The sequence below is a fragment of the Kitasatospora sp. NPDC001225 genome, from assembly GCF_053597855.1.
In genome coordinates this window covers 44,056-64,530 of record NZ_JBSFJC010000016.1, presented here as the reverse complement: position 1 = coordinate 64,530, position 20,475 = coordinate 44,056, and the positions used below count along the sequence as shown (strand labels likewise).

Here is a 20,475-nt window from a genome sequence, read left to right as displayed (position 1 = left end):
GGGTGTTCTCCGAGAAATGGTAGTTTACGGGCGAACCGTTTTTCTGAGGTTAGCCTAACCATACGTAAGGCCCTGACGGGGAGGCCCGGTGTGACATTCCGATCACTCCTGCTGCGCGGACTGCTGCCCGCCGGCGCGATACTGCTGCTCGCCGTACTGGCGAGCCTGCTGCTCGGCGCGGGCGACGTGGGACCGTCACGGGCGCTCTCCACCCTGCTCGGTGACGGCGACTCCGACTCCCGGTTCACCGTGTTCCACCTGCGCGCCCCGCGCACCGCGGTGGCCCTCGCGGTGGGGCTCGCGCTCGGCGTGGCCGGCACCGTGCTCCAGGCAGCCGCCCGCAACCCGCTGGCCGAGCCCGGCCTGCTCGGGGTCAGCACCGGCGCCTCCTTCGCCGTCGTGATCGCGATCGTGCTCGGCGCCAGCGCCGCCAGCGTCGGCCCGTACGTCGCCGTACTGGGCGCCGGCGCCGGCTGCCTGCTGGCACTCGGCGCGGCCCGGCTGCGCGGCACCGGCGACGACCCCGTCCGGCTGGTGCTCGCCGGCGCGGCGCTGAGCGGGCTGATGAACGCCGGCTCCTCCGTGCTGCTGCTCTCCGACGCCCGGGCCGCCGACGAGATCCGGTTCTGGACCATCGGCTCGGTCGCCGGCCGCGGCACCGACCAACTGCTCGCGGTACTGCCGGTCCTGCTGCTCGGCCTGGTGCTGGCGCTGCTCTCCGGCCCGGCGCTGACCGCGCTCAGCCTCGGCGACGACGTCGCCACCGGCCTCGGCCACAAGCCCCGCCGGGCCCGCGCCCTCGCGGTGACCGCCGTCGCCCTGCTGGTCGGCGCCGCCACCGCGATCGCCGGACCGGTCTCCTTCGTCGGCCTGGTGGTGCCCTTCGCCGCCCGGGCCCTGGTCGGCCCGGACCTGCGCCGGCTGCTCGTCGTCTCCGCCCTGCTCGGGCCGGCCGTCGTGCTGCTCGCCGACGTGGCCTCCCGGCTGGTCGCCCGCCCGTACGAGATGCCGCTCGGCGTGATGACCGCCCTGTGCGGCGCCCCCGTGCTGGTCGCCGTCGTCCGCTCGCACCGAATGCCCGCGCTGTGAAGGCCCCCGTGAAGGCCCCTGTGAAGACCGCCGCAGAGAACGACGCAGAGAACGCCGTGGAACCCGACGGCCCCTCGGCCGCGACCCGGCGGCCGGCGCCGCCCGTGCCGCCCGGCACCCGGCTGCTCGCCCTGGGCGGCCGCTCGGTGCTCGTCCCGGTCCGGCCGCTGCTCGGCTGCACCGTCCTGCTGCTCGCCGTGGTCGCGGTGACCGCCGTCTGCCTGGCCGTCGGCGAGACGAACCTCGACCCGGTGACCGCCCTGCGCGCGGCCTTCGGCGACGGCACCGCGCGCGACGTGCTGCTGGTGGAGAAGCTGCGGCTGCCCCGCGTCGAGGCCGCACTGGCCGTCGGCGCCGCCCTCGGCGTCGCCGGCTGCCTGATGCAGACCCTCGCCCAGAACCGGCTGGCCACCCCGGACACCGTCGGCTTCAACGAGGGCGCCACCGCCTTCGCGGTCGCCTCCGTCACCGGCGTCGCCACCCAGCTGCTGCCCTCCGCCGCCGCCCTGGCGGGCGCCGCCACCGCCGCCTCGCTCGCCTTCGCCCTCGGCGGCGGGGCCGGCCGCAACGGCTACCGCTTCCTGGTCGTCGGCCTCGGCATCGGCGCGGTCTTCGGCGCGGTGACCAACCTGATGCTCTCCCGCGCCGCCATCGACTCCGCCAACGCCGCCTACGCCTGGACGGTCGGCACCCTCAACAGCCGGGACGCCGACGCCGTCGGCTACCTCGAACTCGGCCTGCTGGCCTGCCTGCCCGCCGCCGTGCTGCTCGGCCGCCGGCTGTCGCTGCTGCGCTTCTCCGACGCCGTCGCCACCGGGCTGGGCGTCCGGGTGCGCGGCCTGCGGGTCGGCGTCCTGCTGGTCTCCGTGGTCTGCGCGGGCCTGGCGGTGGCCGTCGCCGGACCGCTCGGCATGATCGCGCTCGCCGCGCCCGAGGCCGCCCGCCGGATCGCCGGACCGCGCTGCGTGCCGGTGCTCACCTCGGCCGTCGCCGGAGCCGCCTTCACCCTGCTCGCCGACCTGATCGGCCGCACCCTCCTGTCGCCGCTGGAGGTGCCGGCCGGCCTGGTCACCGCCGTCGTGGGCGGCCCGTACCTGCTCTGGCTGCTGCTCACCACCCGTCCCCGGAGGACCGCATGACCGCCCGCCCCGCGACCGCTGAATCCTCCGGGACCGTGACGGCCACGGTCGGAGCGCCCCGGCTGGCGACCAGCGCGCTCAGCCTCGGCCACGACCGCACCATCGTGGTGCGCGAGCTCGACCTCGAACTGCCGCAGCGGCAGGTCACCGTCATCGTCGGCCCGAACGGCTGCGGCAAGTCCACCCTGCTCGGCGGCCTCGCCCGGACCATCGCCCCGCGCTCCGGCGCCGTGCTGCTCGACGGCAAGCCGCTGACCTCGCTGTCCACCCGCGCCATCGCCCGGATCATCGGCCTGCTGCCGCAGTCCGCCACCGCCCCGGACGGGCTGACCGTCCGCGACCTGGTCCGCTACGGCCGCCAGCCGCACCAGGGCCTGCTGCGGCAGTGGTCCGCCGCCGACGCCGAGGCGGTCGAGCACGCGCTCGCCGCCGCCGACCTGCACGAGCTGGCCGACCGCCCGCTGGACACCCTCTCCGGCGGCCAGCGCCAGCGCGCCTGGATCGCCATGGCCGTCGCCCAGGACACCGACATCCTGATGCTGGACGAGCCGACCTCGGCGCTGGACATGGGCCACGCGCTGGAGGTGCTGGAGATGGTGCGCGGCCTGACGGCCGAGCGCGGCCGCACCGTGGTCCTCGTCCTGCACGACCTGACCACCGCCTGCCGCTACGCCGACCACATGGTGGCCATGCGCGACGGCCGGGTGGCCGCCCAGGGCGCGCCGCGCGACATCGTCACCCCGGAGCTGGTGCGCGAGCTGTACGGGGTGGAGAGCGTGATCCTCACCGACCCGGTGCACGGCACCCCGGTGGTCTGCCCGGTCGGCCTCGCCCCCCGGGTGCGCTGACGTCGGCGGGCCGGTCAGCCGGTCAGCCGGCCAGGCCCGGCAGCACCAGGGCGCCCGGCAGCTCCGCCAGGGCCCAGCCGGGCAGGATGAGCTTGCCCCGGCGCCGGCCGCTGCCGACCAGGACGTACGGGGCCGCGGCCACCGCCTCGTCGATCAGCAGCGGCCAACCGCCGGGCAGGCCGACGGGGGTGATGCCGCCGTACTCCATGCCGGTCAGCTCGACCGCGGTGTCCATCGGCGCGAAGGACGCCTTGCGCGCCCCCAGCTGGGTGCGCACCGCCTTGTTGACGTCCACCCGGGTGGTGGCCAGGGCCAGGCACCCGGCCAGGGTCACCTCCCCGGCGCGCTTGGCGGCGACCACCACGCAGTTCGCGGAGAGCTCCGGCGGCACGTCGTAGGCCGCGCAGAACACGGCGGTGTCCGCCTGCTCCGGGTCGCTGTCCACGTAGAGCACCGAGGCGGCCGCTCCGGGCGCGTCCCAGTTCTTCAGCGCGTCGGCGACGGGCGCGGCGAGCTCCGCGCCGAGCTCCAGGGCCGGTACGGCGGTGGCGAAGTTCCCGAACGGCGGGGCGGTGGACTCACTCATGGACCGGACTGTAGCGCGCCCGGCCACCCGGTCGGCCCTACCCGGCTGCCGTCGGCCGTACGGGAGGAGCGCGGTCAGCCGTACGGGACGACGGCGACCGGGCAGTGCACGTGGTGGATCGCGGCGTGCGCCACCGGGCCGAGGTGGTGGTGGCGCAGCGGCATCCGCCGGATGCGGCGGCCGACGACCAGCAGCCGGGCCGTCGCGGCGGCGTCCACCAGCTCGACGGCGGCCTTGCCGCGGATCAGGTCGGTGCTCACCGTCACCTCGGGGTGCCGGGCCTGCCAGGGCTCCAGGGCCCGGGCGAGGCCGTCGTGCTCGACGGCCGAGACCTCGCCCTCCAGCCCGCCGATCGCCCCGTAGGACATGTACTCGCTGCCGGCCGGCGGGGACCAGACGTGCACCACGCGCAGCGGCGCCGAACGGAGCGCGGCGGCCTCGAAGGCGAAGGCCAGCACCTCGTCCGCCGGGTGCGCCAGGTCGAGGCCGACCGTCACCGCGCCGTCCGGTTCGTCCCCGCCGGCCCGGATCAGCACCACCGGGCAGTCCGCCCGGCGCAGCACCTCCTGGCTCACCGAGCCGACCAGGAAGCCGCGCAGGGTGCCCAGCCCGCGCGAGCCGAGCACCAGCAGGGCGGCCCCGTGCGCGGCGGCCTCCAGCGCCTCGACGGGATCGCCGGCCACGGAGCCGGCGGTGACCTCGACCTCCGGCGCGAGGGCGCGCAACTCGCGCTCGCACTCGGCGAGTTGTGCCAGTGCGGAGTGGTCGCCGGGCCTGCTCCCGGGGGCGATCTGCTTCGGCCGGGGCCAGGCCTGGAGGACGTCCAGGCGCAGGCCGCGGCGCTGCGCCTCGTGGGCGGCCCAGGCGGCGGCGGCCAGGCTCTCGGGTGAGCCGTCGAATCCGACGACGACGGGTCCGGTCACGGCGTGCTCCTCGGTTCCGGTGCGGCCCCAGCCCCCGGAGGTCTCGGTGCGGCCAGTATCCGCGCCGGCCCGGACCGGCGCCTCCCGGAGCCGTCGCCGGTCGCCGTGGGTGACGGGAGGGGCCCGGTTCCGCCGTCCGGCTGGTCGGCCGGGCGGCGGCGCGGCACGCCCGGGCCGGGCGGGGGCGCCGGGCTAGGGTCGGCCGAACCGCCGTGTGCCGGTCGCGCCGTTCCGACCGCTCCGCCCCAGCCGGTCCTTCTCAGCCCGGGAGAACGATGCCGAGGGTCCCCACGTTCCGCTCGCGGTGGGCGGGCGCCGCCGCCGGACTGGCCGTGCTCGCCGCCGCCCTGGTGGGCTGCGGGGACGGTGGGAGCGGCGGCCCGGTCACCCTGAACTGGTACAACTTCCCGGACGACTCGGGCGCCCTCCAGCAGGCCGCCGACCGCTGCGGGCAGCAGTCCGGCGGCCGCTACACGATCCGCTACAACAAGCTGCCGCGCGGTGCCGACGGCCAGCGCCAGCAGCTGGTGCGCCGGATGGCGGCGCACGACACCGGCGTGGACGTCCTCGGCCTGGACGTCACCTGGCCCGCCGAGTTCGCCGAGGCCGGCTGGATCCGCGAGTGGACCGGGGCGATGCGCGAGCGGGCCACCGCCGACACCCTCGACGCGGCGGTGCGGACCGCGACCTGGCAGGACCGGCTGTACGCCGTGCCGTACAACTCCAACACCCAGCTGCTCTGGTACCGCGACGACCTGGTGCCGACCCCGCCCGCCACCTGGGCGGAGATGCTCTCCCAGGCCCGGGAGCTGGACCGCGAGGGCAAGCCGCACCTCGTGGAGATCCAGGGCGCCCAGTACGAGGGGCTGACGGTCTGGTTCAACACGCTGGTCACCAGCGCGGGCGGCTCGATCCTCACCCCCGACGCCCAGGGGCCCGCGCTCGGGGCGCCCGCCGTCACGGCCGCCGGGGTGATGCGCGACCTGGCGGCCTCGGTGGCCGCCGACCCCTCGCTGTCGAACCAGATGGAGGACCAGAACCGGCTCGCGATGGAGTCCGGCACGGCCGCCTTCGAACTCAACTACCCCTTCGTCTACCCCTCGATGAAGGCCAACCGGCCGGAGCTGTTCCCGCACTTCCGCTGGGCGCCGTACCCCGCGGTGAGCGCCGACCGCCCCGCCAGCGTCACCATCGGCGGGATCGACCTCGCGGTGGGCGCCTACAGCCGGCACCCCGACCTCGCCGCCGAGGCCGCCCTCTGCCTGCGCGACCGGGACAACCAGCTCACCAACGCGCTGAAGGGCGGCCTCCCGCCCTCGCTGCGGAGCCTGTACGAGACGGCCGAGCTGACCGCCAGCTACCCGTTCGCCGCCGACGTGCTGGCCGCCCTCGACTCCGCCAGCGTGCGGCCGCAGACCCCGGCCTACCAGAACGTCTCCATCGCGATCTCGCACACCCTCTCCCCGCCCGCCGGCATCCACCCGGAGAAGGACGTGGCCGACCTCCGCGGGCAGATCCGGGACGCCCTCGGTTCGAAGGGGCTGATTCCGTGACACCGCCCGTTCCCGGGCCACCGCCCGCTCCCGGGTCACCGTCCGTTCCCGGGCCACCGCCCGCCGAGGCCGCGGCCGGGGCCGCCGCCGGGCCGGGACCGGCCGGGCCCTCGCGCGGCGCCCGCCAGGAGAGCCGGCTGGGCCTGCTGCTGTGCGCCCCCGCCGTGATCGTGATGCTCGCCGTCACCGCCTACCCGATCGGCTACGCCGTCTACCTGTCCCTGCAGCGCTACGACCTGCGCTTCCCGGCCCAGGCGCACTGGGTCGGGCTCGCCAACTACGGCGCGGTGCTGACCTCGCCGTTCTGGTGGCAGGCGCTCGGTGTCACGGTGCTGATCACCGCGGTGTCGGTGGCCGTCGAGCTGGTGCTCGGCCTGGCGCTCGCCCTGGTGATGCACCGTACGGTCTTCGGGCGCGGGACGGTGCGCACCGCGGTGCTGGTGCCGTACGGGATCGTCACCGTCGTCGCGGCCTACTCCTGGCAGTACGCGTGGACCCCGGGCACCGGCTACCTGGCCGCCCTGCTGCCGGAGGGCAGCGCCCCGCTGACGGAGCAGTGGCCGGCCGTCGGTCTGATCATCCTCGCGGAGGTGTGGAAGACCACCCCGTTCATGGCGCTGCTGCTGCTCGCCGGCCTGGCCCTCGTCCCGGACGAGACGGTCCGGGCGGCGATGGTGGACGGCGCGAGCTCCGGGCAGCGGCTGCGGCTGGTGATCCTGCCGCTGATGAAGCCCGCGATCCTGGTCGCGCTGCTCTTCCGGACCCTGGACGCCTTCCGGATCTTCGACAACATCTACGTGCTGACCAGCGGCTCCAACGGCACCGGCTCGGTGTCGATCCTCGGCTACGACAACCTCTTCACCGCGCTCAACCTGGGCATCGGCTCGGCGATCTCGGTGCTGATCTTCGTCTGCGTGGCGCTCATCGCGCTGGTCTTCGTCAAGCTGTTCGGCGCGGCCACGCCTGGCGCGGAACCGGAGCGGCGATGAGCGGCCGGCCCGCCCGGGCCCTGACCGGCTGGGGCATCGCCAACCTGGTGGTCGTGCTCTACGCGCTCTTCCCGGTGTGGTGGATCGTGGCGCTGTCCTTCAAGGACCCGAGCACCCTCTCCGACGGCGCCTTCGTGCCCCGCCGGTGGACCCTGGCCAACTACCGCGGCATCTTCCAGACCTCGGAGTTCACCCGCGCCCTGGTCAACTCGATCGGCATCGCGCTGATCGCCACCACCGTCGCCGTCGCGCTCGGCACCATGGCCGCGTACGCGGTGGCCCGGCTGCGCTTCCCCGGCAAGCGGCTGCTGATCGGGGTGTCCCTGCTGATCGCGATGTTCCCGCCGATCTCGCTCGTCTCGCCGCTGTTCGGCATCGAGCGGGCGCTGGGCCTGTTCGACACCTGGCCCGGGCTGATCATCCCGTACATGACCTTCTCGCTGCCGCTGGCGATCTACACGCTCTCGGCGTTCTTCCGGGAGATCCCCTGGGACCTGGAGAAGGCGGCCAAGGTGGACGGCGCCACGCCGTGGCAGGCGTTCCGGCTGGTCATCGCGCCGCTGGCGGCGCCGGGGGTGTTCACCACCGGCATCCTGGTCTTCATCTTCTGCTGGAACGACTTCCTGTTCGCGATCTCGCTGACCTCCACCACCTCGGCCCGGACGGTCCCGGCCGCGATCGCCTTCTTCACCGGGAGCTCCCAGTTCGAGCAGCCGACCGGCTCGATCGCGGCGGCCGCGGTGATCATCACGATCCCGATCGTGGTCTTCGTGCTGCTGTTCCAGCGCCGCATCGTCGCCGGGCTCACTGCCGGCGCCGTCAAGGGCTGAGCCCGACATCGAGTTTTCCCAGGAGGGGTTTCCCAGGAAGAGCCCGCCCCACCCGGCGGGCCAGGAAGGCGGACCGTGGCCGAGATCGTCCTCGACGGCATCACCAAGCGCTACCCCGACGGCGCCCTCGCCGTCCGCCACGTCGACCTCACCATCGCCGACGGCGAGTTCGTGATCCTGGTCGGCCCCTCCGGCTGTGGCAAGTCCACCACGCTCAACATGATCGCCGGGCTGGAGGACATCACCGAGGGCACCCTGCGGATCGCCGGGGAAGTGGTCAACGACCGCGCGCCCAAGGACCGCGACATCGCCATGGTCTTCCAGAGCTACGCCCTCTACCCGCACATGAGCGTGCGCGACAACATGGGCTTCGCGCTGCGCCTGGCCAAGGTCGACAAGGCGACCATCGCCGCCAAGGTCGAGGAGGCCGCCCGCGTCCTCGACCTCACCCGGCACCTCGACCGCAAGCCCGCCCACCTCTCCGGCGGGCAGCGCCAGCGGGTCGCGATGGGCCGGGCGATCGTCCGCGACCCCAAGGTCTTCCTGATGGACGAGCCGCTGTCCAACCTGGACGCCAAGCTCCGGGTGCAGATGCGCACTCAGATCGCCGCCCTCCAGCGCCGCCTGGGCACCACCACCGTCTACGTCACCCACGACCAGGTCGAGGCGATGACGCTCGGCGACCGGGTGGTGGTGATGCGCTCCGGCGTCGTCCAGCAGGTCGGCTCGCCGCAGCAGCTGTACGACGAGCCGGTGAACCTCTTCGTCGCCGGGTTCATCGGCTCGCCCGGCATGAACTTCCTCGGCGCCGCGCTGGAGCACGGCGCCCTGCGCACCTCGCTGGGCGACCTGCCGCTGGACGACCGCACCCGGCGCGCTCTGGAGGGCGCGGACGCGCCGCGCGAACTGGTCGTCGGCATCCGCCCCGAGGACTTCGAGGACGCGGCCCTGGTCGAGGGGCACGCCGACGGGGTCACCGTCACCGTGACCGTCGAGGTCCGGGAGTCGGTCGGCTCGGACGTCTACGTCCACTTCGCGGAGGAGGGCGGCCCGGCGGCGGCCCGGGGCCCCGGCGGCCTCGCCGGACTGGCGGAACTCGCCGAACTGACCGAGCTGGCCGAACTCGCCGCCGACTCGGGCCGGGCCGACACCGGCATGCGGGAGCACCGGGTGGTCGCCCGGCTGAACCCCGCCACCCGGGCCGCCGAGGGCGGCCCGCTGGACCTGCGGGTGGACACGGCGCGCATCCACGTCTTCGACCCCCGCACCGGGGCCAACCTGACCCACCCGGAACGTTCGTAGCGTGGTACGGAAGGCCCAACCCCCGGCCGGCCCGCGGTGTGCCTGACCGTTGCCGTACCGGACCCGACTTACATTGCCCGGTTATGGGAGAAAATGTCGGAATCAGTCGCCGATCGGTGCTCAAGGCCGTCCCCGTAGCCGTCCTCGCGGCCGGCTCCGGCGGAATCCTCGCCCGGCCCGCGGCGGCGGCCGCCGCCTTCCCGCAGCCCGTCGTCCGGCGCGCCCGGTCGGCCTCCGGCGGGCCGGCGGCGGTGCTCGACCAGACACTCGACGTACGGTTCACGACGCTCTCCGTCCCGGGCTACGGGACGGTCACCACGCGCACCTACAACGGGACCATCCCCGGGCCGACCCTGCGGGCGCGCGCCGGGGACGTGCTGTGGCTGACCCAGGTCAACGGGCTGCCGCCGAACCCGGCCGAGCCGGCTGGCCCGGCTGGGATGCCCGGGATGCCAGGCCCGGCGCGCCACGGCGGCCACAACCGGCCGCACCGCGTGAACACCTTCAACCTGCACACCCACGGCCTGCACGTCTCGCCGTCCGGGCGTGCCGACAACATCCTGCGCGCGTTCCCGCCGCGCACCGCCGACGAGGCCGCGGCCGGCGCCCCGGAGCCGCGGTACCTGACCACCGTCCAGATCCCGGCCGACCATCCGGCCGGGACGTACTGGTACCACCCGCACGCGCACGGGGCCACCGCCGAACAGATCGCCGGAGGAATGGCCGGGGTCATCGTCATCGAGGGCGACGTCGACGAGGTGCCGCAGATCAAGGCCGCCGCAGACCTGGTCGTCTGCATCAACGAACTCCGGCTCAAGGGCGGCAGGGTCCCCGACTTCACCTCCGGCGACGCCCTGGCCGCCGTCCCGCCCACCTTCACCGTCAACGGCGAGGTCAACCCCGTCCTCGTGCTGCGCCCCGGCGAGGTCCAGCGCTGGCGCCTGGTCGCGGCGACCGCGTTCACCGCCCTCTTGCTCCAGGTCACTGATGGGGAACGGAAGTTGACGCTGCATCAGATCGCCATGGACGGCGTGACCTTCCCCGCGCCGGTCGCCACCGAGGTGGTCCCGCTGGGTGTGGGCAACCGCGCCGACGTGCTGGTCCGGGGCGGCGAGGCCGGGACGTACGAACTGCGGGCCAAGGGCGTGCCCGTCCCGCTGATGACGATCGAGGTGGCGGGGGAGGCCGTCCAGCCGCCCATGGAGCTGCCGACCTCGCTGCCGCAGGGCATGCCGTTCCTCGACGAGAAGGACATCGCCAACCCCGGCGGCGACCGCAGGGTGGTCTTCCACGTCGACCCGAAGGTCTTCGCCCAGCCGTTCCCCAACGCCTACCGCGTCCTCGGCAGCCACCCGACCCCCGCGGCCGACCCCGGCGGCGACCTCACCCGCGACCCCGCCTACGGCCTGTTCGACGCCGAGTACGTCAACCACACCCTGGAACTCGGCACCGTCGAACGGTGGACCATCCACACCGACGAGACCATGCCGATCTTCCACCACCCCTTCCACCTGCACACCAACCACGTCCTCGTCACCCACCGCAACGGGGAACGGCTCGACCCGCCGGTGTGGCAGGACACCGTCGACCTGACCGGCGGCAAGCCGGGCGACACCGTCACCCTCCTGGTCAAGTACGAGGACTTCACCGGCCGCACCGTCCTGCACTGCCACCAGCTGCAGCACGAGGACCTCGGGATGATGCAGCTGGTCGAGTACGTCCGGCCGCGACGGCCGGAGCCGGCCGGATGGCCGGGGTGGCCCCAGCAGCCCGGGTGGCCGGGGTGGCCTGGGCGGCCTGGGCGGCCTCGTCCGCTCGATCACTGAGCGCTGCCGGGCGCCGGCGGCGGCGGTGCAGGAAAGCTCCTGGAACGTGCGTTCGGAACCGGATCCCGGGGTAGAACCAGTCGTACAGCGGCCGTGCGATTCCGGCTGCTCCAGCACCTCGGGCGGTGCCGCCGGGGCCGGTGCCACCGGGGCCGCGCCCGCAGTGGCCGGGCACGGGTCCCGGGGGAGAAGTCCGTGACACGCCGCACGAGGTGCGGGCCGTACGTGGCGCCGGGCGCTCACCCCGGCGCCCAGGAGCGATCACGTGTCCGTCCACCTGGAAACAGCCGGCTGGGAAGCGGCCCCCTCGGGCCTGCCGCCCGACCTCCCGCGACGGCCCACGGCGGCCGAACTCCGCCGCATGGGGAAGTCCGAGGCGCGGGAGCTGAGCGACGCGCTGTTCGAGCGGCTGGCCGGGCTGGTCCGGGAGACCCGCGCCTACAGCTACGTCCGCGGCACGATCATCGAGCTCAACATGCCGCTGGTGCGCTTCATCGCCGCCCGCTTCCGCCACCGGGCCGAGGACATGGAGGACATCCTCCAGGTCGGCACGATCGGCCTGATCAAGGCCGTCGACGGCTACGACCCGCGGCGCGGCGTCGAGTTCGTCACCTACGCGATCCCCACCATCACCGGCGAGATCAAGCGGTTCTTCCGCGACACCTCCTGGCCGGTGCGCGTCCCGCGCAGCACGCAGGAGCTCTACCTCGCCGTCGCCCGCGACTCCGACCGCCTGGAGCAGGAGCTCGGCCGGCTGCCGCGGCCCGAGGAGATCGCCGAGGACCTGCACCTCACCGTCGAACAGGCCACCGAGGGGCTGCTGGCGGGCCGGGTCTACCGCCCCAACTCCCTGGACGCGCTGCGCGACCAGGACACCGACGAGACCGGCAGCGCCCTGCTCGACCGGCTCGGCGGCTGCGACCCCGGCATCGAACTCGCCGACTTCCGCACCGCCGTCCGCCCGCTGCTGGCCCGGTTGCCCGAGCGTGAGCAGACCGTCCTCAAGCTGCGGTTCTGGGACGGGTGCACCCAGTCCCGGATAGCGGACCGGATCGGCGTCTCCCAGATGCACGTCTCCCGGCTGCTCAGCGCCACCCTGGCCTGGCTGCGCGAGGAACTGGAGGACCGGGACGCGCCCGGGTGGGGCGGCGGGGAGCCCGAGGCCGTCGCTTCCGGGGGCGGGCTTGACGGCGGGCCCGGGAGCGGTTCCGGCGGCGGGCGCGAGGGCACCGGCTGAGGCGGTCGGGCGGGCCGACGTGCGGGGTGGGGACCCGGGGTGCGGTTTCGCTGCGTGATCGGCGCATACTTTCCGTAAACACACGGAGGTGCTCATGCCCATGGTGGATGTCGCTGCCCTCGGCCGACTGGTCGCGGAGTACGAGGCCCTGTCCCCGTCGAGCTCGCCGGAGGCCCGGCAGCGGTTGCGCGACGTCTGCTACACGATCGGCATCTACACGGGCGAGGCCGACGCCGTCCGCGCGGTCGCCCGGGCCCGCATGCTGCTGGCCCGTCAGGGCCCGGCCGACGGCGGCGGGGCGACGGCCGGAGCCCCGGCGACCGACCGGGCCAGGGCGGCGCTCCTCGCCGAACTCGGCGACCTCGCGGCCCGCGAGCGGGTACGGGCCGCGCCCCTGCCCAGCCTGCACGACGTGGTGCAGCTGACCAGGGTCACCGTCCCGGACTGCGTGGGCGCCGCCGTGAGCACCTGGCACGACGACGGCTCGGTCGAGACCTTCGCGGCGACCCCGTCCTACCTGTTGGCCCTCGAACGCGCCCAGAGCGGGGCGGACGCCGGCCCGCTGCCCCGGCTCCGCCGCCAGGGCGAGGGCCAGATCGTCGTCCGGCTCGACCCCGGCCGGCCGGACCGGTTCGCCGACCGCGCCCGGCGCTGCGGCGTACGGGCCGTGGCCGGAGCGCACCTGCGCACCCACCCGCACGGCTGCACCGTGTTCAGCGCCTACCTGCGTACCCCGGTCGACCCCGGCACACCGGCCCTCGGGCTGGTGGAGGTGCTCGCCCTCCAGGCGTCGGCCGCCCTCGACCGCTTCGCGCTGTCCCGGGCCGTGGCCGACCTGCTCGACCGCCGGCACGCCACCGGCCTGGCCATCGGCCTCACCGCCGAGCGGTTCGACGTCACCCCGCACGCCGCGCTGAGCCTGCTGGTCGGAGCCGCCCAGCGACTGGGCACCGACCTCGCCACGGTGGCCCGGCACCTCGCCGACGGCGACCGGCCGCGCACCGCGCCCGGCGAGCGGAACGGCTCGTAGCGCGGGCGCGGGACGGTTGCGCCGGTGCCGGACGGTTGCGCCGGTGCCGGACGGTTGCGCCGGTGCCGGACGGGCAGGCGTACAGGAAGGGGGCGGAAGGCGTGCAGACGGGCGCGCGCAGACAGGCGGGAAGGCCCCGGCCGCGCCGTACGAGGAGGTCGTCATGAGCATGGTGAAGGAATCCGTGGACGTGGCCGTCCCCCTGCACGCCGCCTACAACCAGTGGACGCTCGCCGAGGAGTTCCCGCGCTTCATGGAGGGCGTCGACTCGGTGAGCCGGCTCGACAGCCGCCACAACCACTGGCAGACCAGCATCGACGGCGTCACCCGCGAGTTCGACACCGAGATCGTCGACCAGGAACCGGAGGAGCTGATCGCCTGGCGGGGCATGGACGGCGAGGCCGAGCGGAAGGAGGTGGTGACCTTCCGGCGGCTCGACCCGGGCCACACCCGGGTCACCCTCGCCGTCGACCTCCGGCCCGCGGGCCCGGGGGAGAAGGCCGCCGACGTCCGGGGCGAGGTCGACCGGCGGGTGAAGGGGGACCTGAGGCGGTTCAAGGAGTACGTCGAGGAACGCGCGCGGGGGAGGGGCGGGGCGGGGTGAGCCGGCTCCGTCGGCCCGTGCGGCTTCCGTCGGCCCGCGGCGGCCCCGTCAGCCCGCGTCGGCCATCGCGTCGGTTCCCGCGTCGGCCCTCGCGTCGGCTCGGCGGAGGCCGCTCCAGTGCGCGAACGCGGCCACCGAGCCCAGTGCAGGCAGCGCCGCCGCCGCGAAGATCCCGAACAGGTACTCGCCCGACAGCGCGGTGAACGCCAGCAGCAGCACCTGCACCCCGGCCGCCGCCGCCAGGAGCCTCCAGCCGGGCCGCGGGCGCCAGACCCCGCGCACCGCCAACGCGTTGACCCCGGCCATCGCGAACCCGGCGGCCCCCATCACGTACGGCACCCACTGCGGCTTCGGCGCCACCTCGTCCTCGAACCCGATGCCGTTGTAGAACAACGGGACCGCGATGCAGAAGAACATCACCACCGCCACCGTCTCCAGGATCAGCAGCACGGTCGTCGCAGCCCGCGACAGCCAGGAGAGAGCGGTCATGGTGGGGAGCCTTCCGGGAGTTCGGTGTTCTGTACTGCGACGCCCGGGGAGCCCGGACCACAGCGGTCCATCGCTACTGGAGGCATGGCACGACCGCGCGACGGGCACGTCCCATGACGCCGCCCGACCCGGCGGCCTCGGCACCGCAGCATAGTCAAGAAATGGCAAAGGCTGTACTGCGGCGCAGGTCGGAGTGCGTCCTCCCCGCAGGCGCGGGGGCAGCCACTGAAGGGGACGGTTCGGCCGCCGATGCCGAAATCCGGTCAACTCGGCCGCCCAGGCGCAGGAGTTCGTCCGGATCGCGGGCGTGCGGGGACGGCTGCTCCTAGGCTCGTCCGGACACCGTGGCGTGAGGGGGAGTGCCGTGGCCCGTAGGCCTGTTCGGCGACGTCGGTCGACCGTCGCCCGCCGGTTGAAGCAGAACACGCCGCTGCTGGGGGCGGCCGCGCTGGTCGCGGTCGTGCTGGGCACGCTGGTGGTCCAGTGGCTGGCCCAACACCTGCTGCTGGTCGCCGCGTTCCTCATCGTCGGCGCGGGAGCGGGCGCCGCCGTGCTGCGCTCGCGGGCGCGAGCCCGGCAGCGGGAACTGGACGCGCGGACCGCCCGACTGCGGCACATCGGGCCGTTCCTGGCGATGACCCCGAAGGCCTTCGAGCACGCGCTGGCCGACCTGTGCCGCCGGGACGGCTGCACGAAGGTGAAGGTGGTCGGCGGGGCCGGCGACCTCGCGGCGGACGTCCTCGCCACCACCCCCGCCGGGCAGCGGATCCTCATCCAGGCCAAGCGGTACGGGCCGAGGACGTTCGTCGGCTCCCAGGACGTCCAGAAGGTCAACGGCACCTACCGCGACGTGCACCACTGCGACCTGGCCGCCGTGGTGACGACCAGCTCCTTCACCAAGGCCGCCGCCGCGTTCTGCGCCCAGGTCGGCATCCGCGCCGTCGACCAGCGGGCGCTCGCCCTGTGGGCGGACGGGCGGGGCGGGGCACCCTGGCTCTGAGTCACCGGGACTCGGGTAGTCCGTCCATGCCGCCCGCTCTCCCAAGGCGGTGGCTGTCGGAGGGTCCGCCTAACCTGACAGCGAGACGGATATCGGAGGCCGTCCAGATGGCGAAGAGCAGGACGGGTGCGGGGCATGAGTGTGGACTTCTTCTGGCGGCGGGTGGACGGAACGGTGCTGGACGAACTGTCGCCGACGGAGCTCCGCGCCCTGGTGCCCGGCTGGTCCGATGACGACTTCGGCCCTCTGTACGCGGCCGGTGCGGTGCTGGCCGTGGAGCGCAACGGATACCTGATGCACGTCGCCTTGATGAAGGCGGTCGGCGGTGCGGGCCCGGACTTGAGAGCGGCCCAACTGCCGGTGTTCGGTGGTGAGGAGCGGACGTCCGTCGAGGGGGATCCCGACTGCGACGCAGAGTTCGGCGAGATGGCGGTCTGGGTGCTTCGACCCGATGAGGTGCGGACGGCATCGGCTTTCCTGGACGCGGTGGGCGTCGACGAGTTGGTGGGGACCGTGGACGCCGTGCTGGCGGGCGAGGTCGCGTCGCTCGGGTTCGCGACTCCGTGGTCCGAGGCGTGGGCCGGTGACTTGAGCGCCGACCTGCGCGCGCTGAAGGACTACTTCGCCCAGGCGGCCGCTGCCGGCGACGCGATGGTCAAGGTCGAGGCCGCGTGACGAGGAGGATCACGCGGTGTTCCGGGCTCAGAGCTGCCAGCGGGTCCGGCTGATCCGGCGGAATGTCAGAGGGATGCTGTTGAGTGTGCGCCATGTCCGTTCACGAACTCATGGCCGTCCTTCCCGAACCCCAGGAACTGCGAGCCCGCTGCCGCGCGGTGGCGTTGCTGGACACGATCGTTTCTGCGCCCGGCGGCCCCAGCCACACGTTCGTGGCCGACTGGCGTCCGGGCGTCGACCTGGCCGGGATGGACAACGGGTCCGGTGACCAGTACGACATCGTCTTCGGTCCGGACGGGGTGTTCCTCTACGGCTTCGACCATGAAAGCGACGCCTCCCCGTGGCGGGAGGACGAACGCGCGCACTGGCCCGGTCTGCTGGACGGCCTGCCGGAATCGCTCGCGGAGTTCGCGCAGGCGCCCGAGTTCCAGTTCGACGGGTTCTTCGACGCGACCGTGTGTGCCTGGTACGAGGCCGGGTCCGGCGGATGGCGGTGCGGTCCGGTCGAACTCGCCGAGGGGGAGACGGACGGCGCTGATTGGCTGTTCGACATCCTCACCGGTTCCGATCCCGCGCAGGCGTTCATCGACTTCGCGGAGGAGTATCACGAACGGCCCGTCGACCGGGAGGCGGTGGAGGCCGTGCTGAAGGGTGCTCCGCTCGACCGCCGTATGGTCGCCGCGCTGTCGGCTACCGCGAGCTTCGACGCCGTCGCGGCGCGGGCCCATGCGGTGGGCTGGGCCGTGGCGGACGGCTGAGGGTGGTGCATGGCTCTCGTCAGAGCTGCGGCTGCCGACTGCCCCGTGCGTGTGGGGAGAAGCCTTGGCGATCTGGGGTGGCCGGAGGCTAAGGCATCGCTGTCCTCGATCACGCCAAGCGAGTTCCCCCGTTGAGTGGTCCTCAGTGTCGTCGGCGGGCTGGGGGCGGGGTGGGTCCAGCCCCACCCCCAGTCGGGGTGCAGGTGGATTCTGCCGTCGCGCCGCCGTCCCTAGCGTTGATCGCGTGCCGTCCGAGGTTGCGGGCGGGCGTGTGATGCGGGGAGGGCGAGGTGTACGGAACGGTGCGCGCGGGGCAGGGACTCCGGTGTTGCGGCTGTCGGGGTTGCGCAAGCGGTTCGGGGCGCGGTGGCGTTGGGAGGTCGGTCTTCGCGCCGGCCAATCGGGGCTGGTTCCTGGCCCGGTACCTGCCGGTGGCGGTCGGGTTCGTGCTGGGGGCGCGTCGGCTGACTCGCGGTCAGCGGGGGGTGGTGCCCGGGCGGACGTCCGAGCGGACGGCTGCGATCATGAACGGCCCGTACGACCGAATCCGACCGGAGGCCCCGTGAGCAGCCCGCAGACCCCAGCCGCCCGTGAGCCGGACACCGCCGAACCGGGTCGCGGCGCCGCGCGCGAGCTGCGCGGCGCCGTACGGGCGCTCGGGCGGCTCGCCGCCTTCACGCTGCTGATACCGGTCGGGGTGGGGCTGACGGCGGCCTTCCTGCTGTCGTTCGTGATCTGGGGCTGCCTCGGGATCTTCCCGTTCTTCCCGACCGCCACCCGGATGGTCCGCTCCGCCGCCGGAGCCGCCCGGTGGGCGGCCGGCCACTGGTCGCAGGTGCCCGTACCGCCGCCGTACCGGCCGCGCCCGGCCCTGGAACGCACCCTCCACGGCTGGTACTGGACCGGCCACGACTACCACCGGAACCGCTGGTTCGCCAGCATGTCCCTCGACGTCCGCTGGCTCTGGACCGACCCGGCGACCTGGCGCGACGTCCTCTGGGTGCTCGCCGACCCGCTGGTCGGCGGCGGCATCGCGGCCGCGCCCGTGCTGCTGGTCGGCGCCGGCCTGTACGGGATGGTCCAGGCGCCGTTGCCGTACGACCTGCCGTTCGGCGGCCCGGTCGCGCTGCTCCTCGGCCTCCTCGGCCCGGTGCCGATCGCCGCCGGACTCGCCCTCGCCCGGCCCGCGCTGCGCCTGCACGGCCGGTGGACCCGCGCCCTGCTCGGCCCCACCGAACGCTCCCGGCTCGCCCGGCGGGTCGAGCAGCTCACCGAGATCCGGCTGGACGCCACCGAGGCCCAGGCCGCCGAACTGCGCCGGATCGAACGGGACCTGCACGACGGCGCGCAGGCCCGACTGGTCGCGGTGAGCCTGCGCCTCGGCGCGGTCGCGGCACTGGTCGACCGCGACCCGGGCCAGGCGAAGCAGGTGGCGACGGACGCCCAGGAGAACGTCACCCAGGCGCTGCAGGAACTGCGCGACCTGGTCCGCGGCATCCACCCGCCGGTGCTCGCCGAACGCGGCCTCGTCGAAGGCGTACGGGCGCTGGCACTGGACGTCCCGCTGAAGGTCGAGGTCCGGGCCGAACTGCCCGGACGGGCCGAGGCGCCGGTGGAGTCGGCGGTCTACTTCGCCGTCAGCGAGGCGCTCACCAACGCCGTCAAGCACGGCGAAGCCCGGCACGCCACCGTGTACCTCACCCACGCCGCCGGACTGCTCCGCGCCGAAGTCACCGACGACGGCCGCGGCGGCGCCGACCCCGACGGGGGCAGCGGCCTGCGGGGCATCCGGCGCAGACTCGCCGCGTTCGACGGTACGCTCACGCTGACCAGCCCCCCGGGGGGTCCGACCAGGCTGATCATGGAGCTACCGTGCGTGTTGTCCTCGCCGAGGACCTCGTCCTGCTGAGGGACGGCCTCTCCCTGCTGCTCAGTGCCCACGGGCACGAGATCGTCGCAGCGGTGGAGAGCGGCCCCGAACTGGCCGCCGCCATCGCCGAACACCGCCCCGACATCGCGGTGGTCGACGTCCGCCTGCCCCCCACGTACACCGACGAGGGACTCCAGGTCGCGCTCGCCGCCCGCCGCGAACGGCCCGGCCTGCCGGTCCTCGTCCTCTCCCAGCACGTCGAACAGCTCTACGCCCGGGAGCTGATCGCCGACGGCACCGGTGGCGTCGGCTACCTCCTCAAGGACCGCGTCTCCAAGGCCGACCAGTTCGTCGACGCCGTCCACACCGTCGCCGCCGGCGGCACCGTCATGGACCCCCAGGTCATCTCCCGCCTCCTGGCCCGCAACGCCGACGACCAGCCCCTCGCCCTCCTCACCCCGCGCGAACGCGACGTCCTCGCCATGATGGCCGAAGGCCGCTCCAACGCCGCCATCGCCCAACGGCTGCACTTCAGCGAGGGCGCGGTCAGCAAGCACACCTCCAACATCTTCGCCAAGCTCAACCTCGGCGCCTCCGACGACGACAACCGCCGCGTCCTCGCCGTCCTCGCCTACCTCGACGGGACGCGCACGCCCTGAGGCGGCGTGCGACGCCCACGTGCCCGGAGTTTTTGTCGCGCAGGGGACCGATGTGCCCGCGATGGTGATCATTTAGGAGTACATGGCGAATGTACTGAACATTCTCCTGACTCCCCATCAGGTGTATGATGCGGCAACCATGGTTCCGCGCCGAGAGCAATATCAATGGGGGCAGGCATGGCTCGCCGATGGGAAGCCGATCCTTCCGCTTCATTGCAGAAACGCCTCGGGAAATCCGCCAAGGAACTGGGATCGTCCGACGGAAAGGACGAATGCCCGGACATCTGGCAGCTCTCGAACGGCGATGTCGCCGTCATCGGTCGCGATCTCACGGAGGACTACCGCGGGCGGCTTCCCGAAGGCGTCGTCCTGGGCCCGGGTGAGCGGCTCGTCGTCATCCCCGGCCTCATGGTGAGCACGGCGAAGGCGGACATCCCGGATGCCTGATCGGAACGCCCCCGAGCTGCGGCCCGAGTGGGGCGAGCTCCTCGCCCGGGACGACTACAAGCGTGACTTCCGCGAGCGGGACGCGCTGATCCGCGGCCGGGACTCGTGGAAGTTGGAGCGACGCCAGTACTTCGAGGAGCAGGGCAGTCCGAGCTGGGAGGCCGCCCGACGCGGCGACTGGGGCGAGGCGCTGCGACTCCTGGAGGACCGGCGCCCGGCGCTGCTCGCGATCGGGCGGGAGGACGCGGCGCGGCGGTCCTTCTTCCACCGGGTGCGGGTGGTCGAGCGGCCGTGGACGGACTACCTGCGCTGGCAGCTGCACTCGCTGCGGATCCGAGCCGAATGCGGGGAGCGCGTCCGTATGGTCGACGCCGTGGAACTGGCCGATTCCGAGGAATTCGGACAGCTGCCGGAAATCGTCGTTCTCGGCGGCCGTACGCTCTATCAGGTGCGGTATTCGGAGGCGGGAATTCCGGCCGGTGCGATCAGGTACACCGATCCCGATCTCGTCCTCCGGTGGGAGGGATATCTCGCGGATCTCCACCGGGTGGGCGAGGACGTTCTGGCGTATTTCGAACGTGAAGCCGTACACGGCCGCCGGTGGTTCGGGGGTCGGTGAGG

21 protein-coding genes are annotated in these 20,475 nt (G+C 73.7%); 18 read left to right on the top strand and 3 right to left on the bottom strand.

What is annotated here, in order from left to right; all coding sequences use genetic code 11:
- The first annotated feature begins 90 nt into the window (after positions 1-90).
- The 3 genes from ACWDCZ_RS08150 to ACWDCZ_RS08140 are packed head-to-tail and all read left to right on the top strand — an operon-like array spanning position 91 to position 3,076.
- Positions 91-1,089 carry a FecCD family ABC transporter permease gene (locus ACWDCZ_RS08150; RefSeq protein WP_079272857.1) on the top strand — a complete coding sequence of 333 codons (999 nt, stop codon included), beginning with the start codon at positions 91-93 and terminating at the stop codon, positions 1,087-1,089.
- 8 nt (positions 1,090-1,097) lie between these two features.
- A complete protein-coding gene (locus ACWDCZ_RS08145; protein ID WP_449815534.1) occupies positions 1,098-2,228 on the top strand; it encodes a FecCD family ABC transporter permease in 1,131 nt (376 codons plus the stop codon).
- Between the two features lie 35 nt (positions 2,229-2,263).
- Positions 2,264-3,076 carry an ABC transporter ATP-binding protein gene (locus ACWDCZ_RS08140; protein ID WP_449815533.1) on the top strand — a complete coding sequence of 271 codons (813 nt, stop codon included), beginning with the start codon at positions 2,264-2,266 and terminating at the stop codon, positions 3,074-3,076.
- Positions 3,077-3,098: 22 nt separating this feature from the next.
- Here ACWDCZ_RS08140 and ACWDCZ_RS08135 read toward each other — a convergent pair whose 3' ends face one another.
- Positions 3,099-3,662: a YbaK/EbsC family protein gene (locus ACWDCZ_RS08135; RefSeq protein WP_387830247.1), complete on the bottom strand. Its 564-nt coding sequence runs from the start codon at positions 3,660-3,662 to the stop codon at positions 3,099-3,101.
- A 74-nt stretch (positions 3,663-3,736) separates the two neighbouring features.
- A complete protein-coding gene (locus ACWDCZ_RS08130) occupies positions 3,737-4,585 on the bottom strand; it encodes a universal stress protein (protein WP_449815532.1) in 849 nt (282 codons plus the stop codon).
- A gap of 275 nt (positions 4,586-4,860) precedes the next feature.
- Between ACWDCZ_RS08130 and ACWDCZ_RS08125 the strand changes: the two genes are divergently transcribed.
- The 8 genes from ACWDCZ_RS08125 to ACWDCZ_RS08090 all read left to right on the top strand — a co-directional run bounded on the left by ACWDCZ_RS08125 (position 4,861) and on the right by ACWDCZ_RS08090 (position 13,956).
- Complete coding sequence (locus tag ACWDCZ_RS08125; RefSeq protein ID WP_449815531.1) at positions 4,861-6,138, top strand: ABC transporter substrate-binding protein; 1,278 nt, start codon at positions 4,861-4,863, stop codon at positions 6,136-6,138.
- A 137-nt stretch (positions 6,139-6,275) separates the two neighbouring features.
- Positions 6,276-7,127, top strand: a complete 852-nt coding sequence (locus tag ACWDCZ_RS08120) for a carbohydrate ABC transporter permease (RefSeq protein WP_380741040.1) — start codon at positions 6,276-6,278, stop codon at positions 7,125-7,127.
- Positions 7,124-7,957: a carbohydrate ABC transporter permease gene (locus ACWDCZ_RS08115; RefSeq protein WP_375875480.1), complete on the top strand. Its 834-nt coding sequence runs from the start codon at positions 7,124-7,126 to the stop codon at positions 7,955-7,957. The genes ACWDCZ_RS08120 and ACWDCZ_RS08115 overlap by 4 nt, the downstream gene beginning before the upstream one ends.
- Positions 7,958-8,032: 75 nt before the next feature.
- Positions 8,033-9,259 carry an ABC transporter ATP-binding protein gene (locus ACWDCZ_RS08110; RefSeq protein WP_449815530.1) on the top strand — a complete coding sequence of 409 codons (1,227 nt, stop codon included), beginning with the start codon at positions 8,033-8,035 and terminating at the stop codon, positions 9,257-9,259.
- Between the two features lie 83 nt (positions 9,260-9,342).
- Positions 9,343-11,085: a multicopper oxidase family protein gene (locus tag ACWDCZ_RS08105; RefSeq protein ID WP_449815529.1), complete on the top strand. Its 1,743-nt coding sequence runs from the start codon at positions 9,343-9,345 to the stop codon at positions 11,083-11,085.
- Positions 11,086-11,350: 265 nt separating this feature from the next.
- Positions 11,351-12,322, top strand: a complete 972-nt coding sequence (locus tag ACWDCZ_RS08100; protein WP_449815528.1) for a SigB/SigF/SigG family RNA polymerase sigma factor — start codon at positions 11,351-11,353, stop codon at positions 12,320-12,322.
- Between the two features lie 100 nt (positions 12,323-12,422).
- On the top strand, positions 12,423-13,352 hold the full coding sequence (locus tag ACWDCZ_RS08095) for a DUF5133 domain-containing protein (RefSeq protein ID WP_234348330.1): 930 nt from the start codon (positions 12,423-12,425) through the stop codon (positions 13,350-13,352).
- 163 nt (positions 13,353-13,515) lie between these two features.
- Complete coding sequence (locus tag ACWDCZ_RS08090) at positions 13,516-13,956, top strand: SRPBCC family protein (RefSeq protein ID WP_049650946.1); 441 nt, start codon at positions 13,516-13,518, stop codon at positions 13,954-13,956.
- Between the two features lie 48 nt (positions 13,957-14,004).
- Here the strand turns inward: ACWDCZ_RS08090 and ACWDCZ_RS08085 are convergent, their stop codons facing one another.
- Complete coding sequence (locus ACWDCZ_RS08085; RefSeq protein WP_074005941.1) at positions 14,005-14,445, bottom strand: hypothetical protein; 441 nt, start codon at positions 14,443-14,445, stop codon at positions 14,005-14,007.
- Between the two features lie 412 nt (positions 14,446-14,857).
- Here ACWDCZ_RS08085 and ACWDCZ_RS08080 point away from each other — a divergent pair, with 412 nt between their 5' ends.
- The 7 genes from ACWDCZ_RS08080 (at position 14,858) to ACWDCZ_RS08050 (ending at position 20,473) form a co-directional block, all read left to right on the top strand.
- Positions 14,858-15,445, top strand: a complete 588-nt coding sequence (locus ACWDCZ_RS08080) for a restriction endonuclease (protein WP_449815527.1) — start codon at positions 14,858-14,860, stop codon at positions 15,443-15,445.
- 174 nt (positions 15,446-15,619) lie between these two features.
- A complete protein-coding gene (locus ACWDCZ_RS08075) occupies positions 15,620-16,120 on the top strand; it encodes a hypothetical protein (protein WP_449815526.1) in 501 nt (166 codons plus the stop codon).
- Positions 16,121-16,212: 92 nt separating this feature from the next.
- Positions 16,213-16,878, top strand: a complete 666-nt coding sequence (locus ACWDCZ_RS08070) for a hypothetical protein (RefSeq protein ID WP_449815525.1) — start codon at positions 16,213-16,215, stop codon at positions 16,876-16,878.
- 562 nt (positions 16,879-17,440) lie between these two features.
- The gene (locus ACWDCZ_RS08065; RefSeq protein ID WP_449815524.1) at positions 17,441-18,787 is read left to right on the top strand and encodes a sensor histidine kinase; all 1,347 of its coding nucleotides are present in this window, start codon (positions 17,441-17,443) and stop codon (positions 18,785-18,787) included.
- On the top strand, positions 18,751-19,407 hold the full coding sequence (locus ACWDCZ_RS08060) for a LuxR C-terminal-related transcriptional regulator (protein ID WP_049650944.1): 657 nt from the start codon (positions 18,751-18,753) through the stop codon (positions 19,405-19,407). The genes ACWDCZ_RS08065 and ACWDCZ_RS08060 overlap by 37 nt, the downstream gene beginning before the upstream one ends.
- Before the next feature lie 177 nt (positions 19,408-19,584).
- Positions 19,585-19,854 carry a hypothetical protein gene (locus ACWDCZ_RS08055; RefSeq protein WP_049650950.1) on the top strand — a complete coding sequence of 90 codons (270 nt, stop codon included), beginning with the start codon at positions 19,585-19,587 and terminating at the stop codon, positions 19,852-19,854.
- Positions 19,847-20,473 (top strand): DUF6879 family protein, encoded by a 627-nt coding sequence (locus ACWDCZ_RS08050; protein ID WP_449815523.1) that lies wholly within the window; start codon positions 19,847-19,849, stop codon positions 20,471-20,473. Before ACWDCZ_RS08055 ends, ACWDCZ_RS08050 begins: the two co-directional genes overlap by 8 nt.
- Positions 20,474-20,475: the final 2 nt, after the last annotated feature.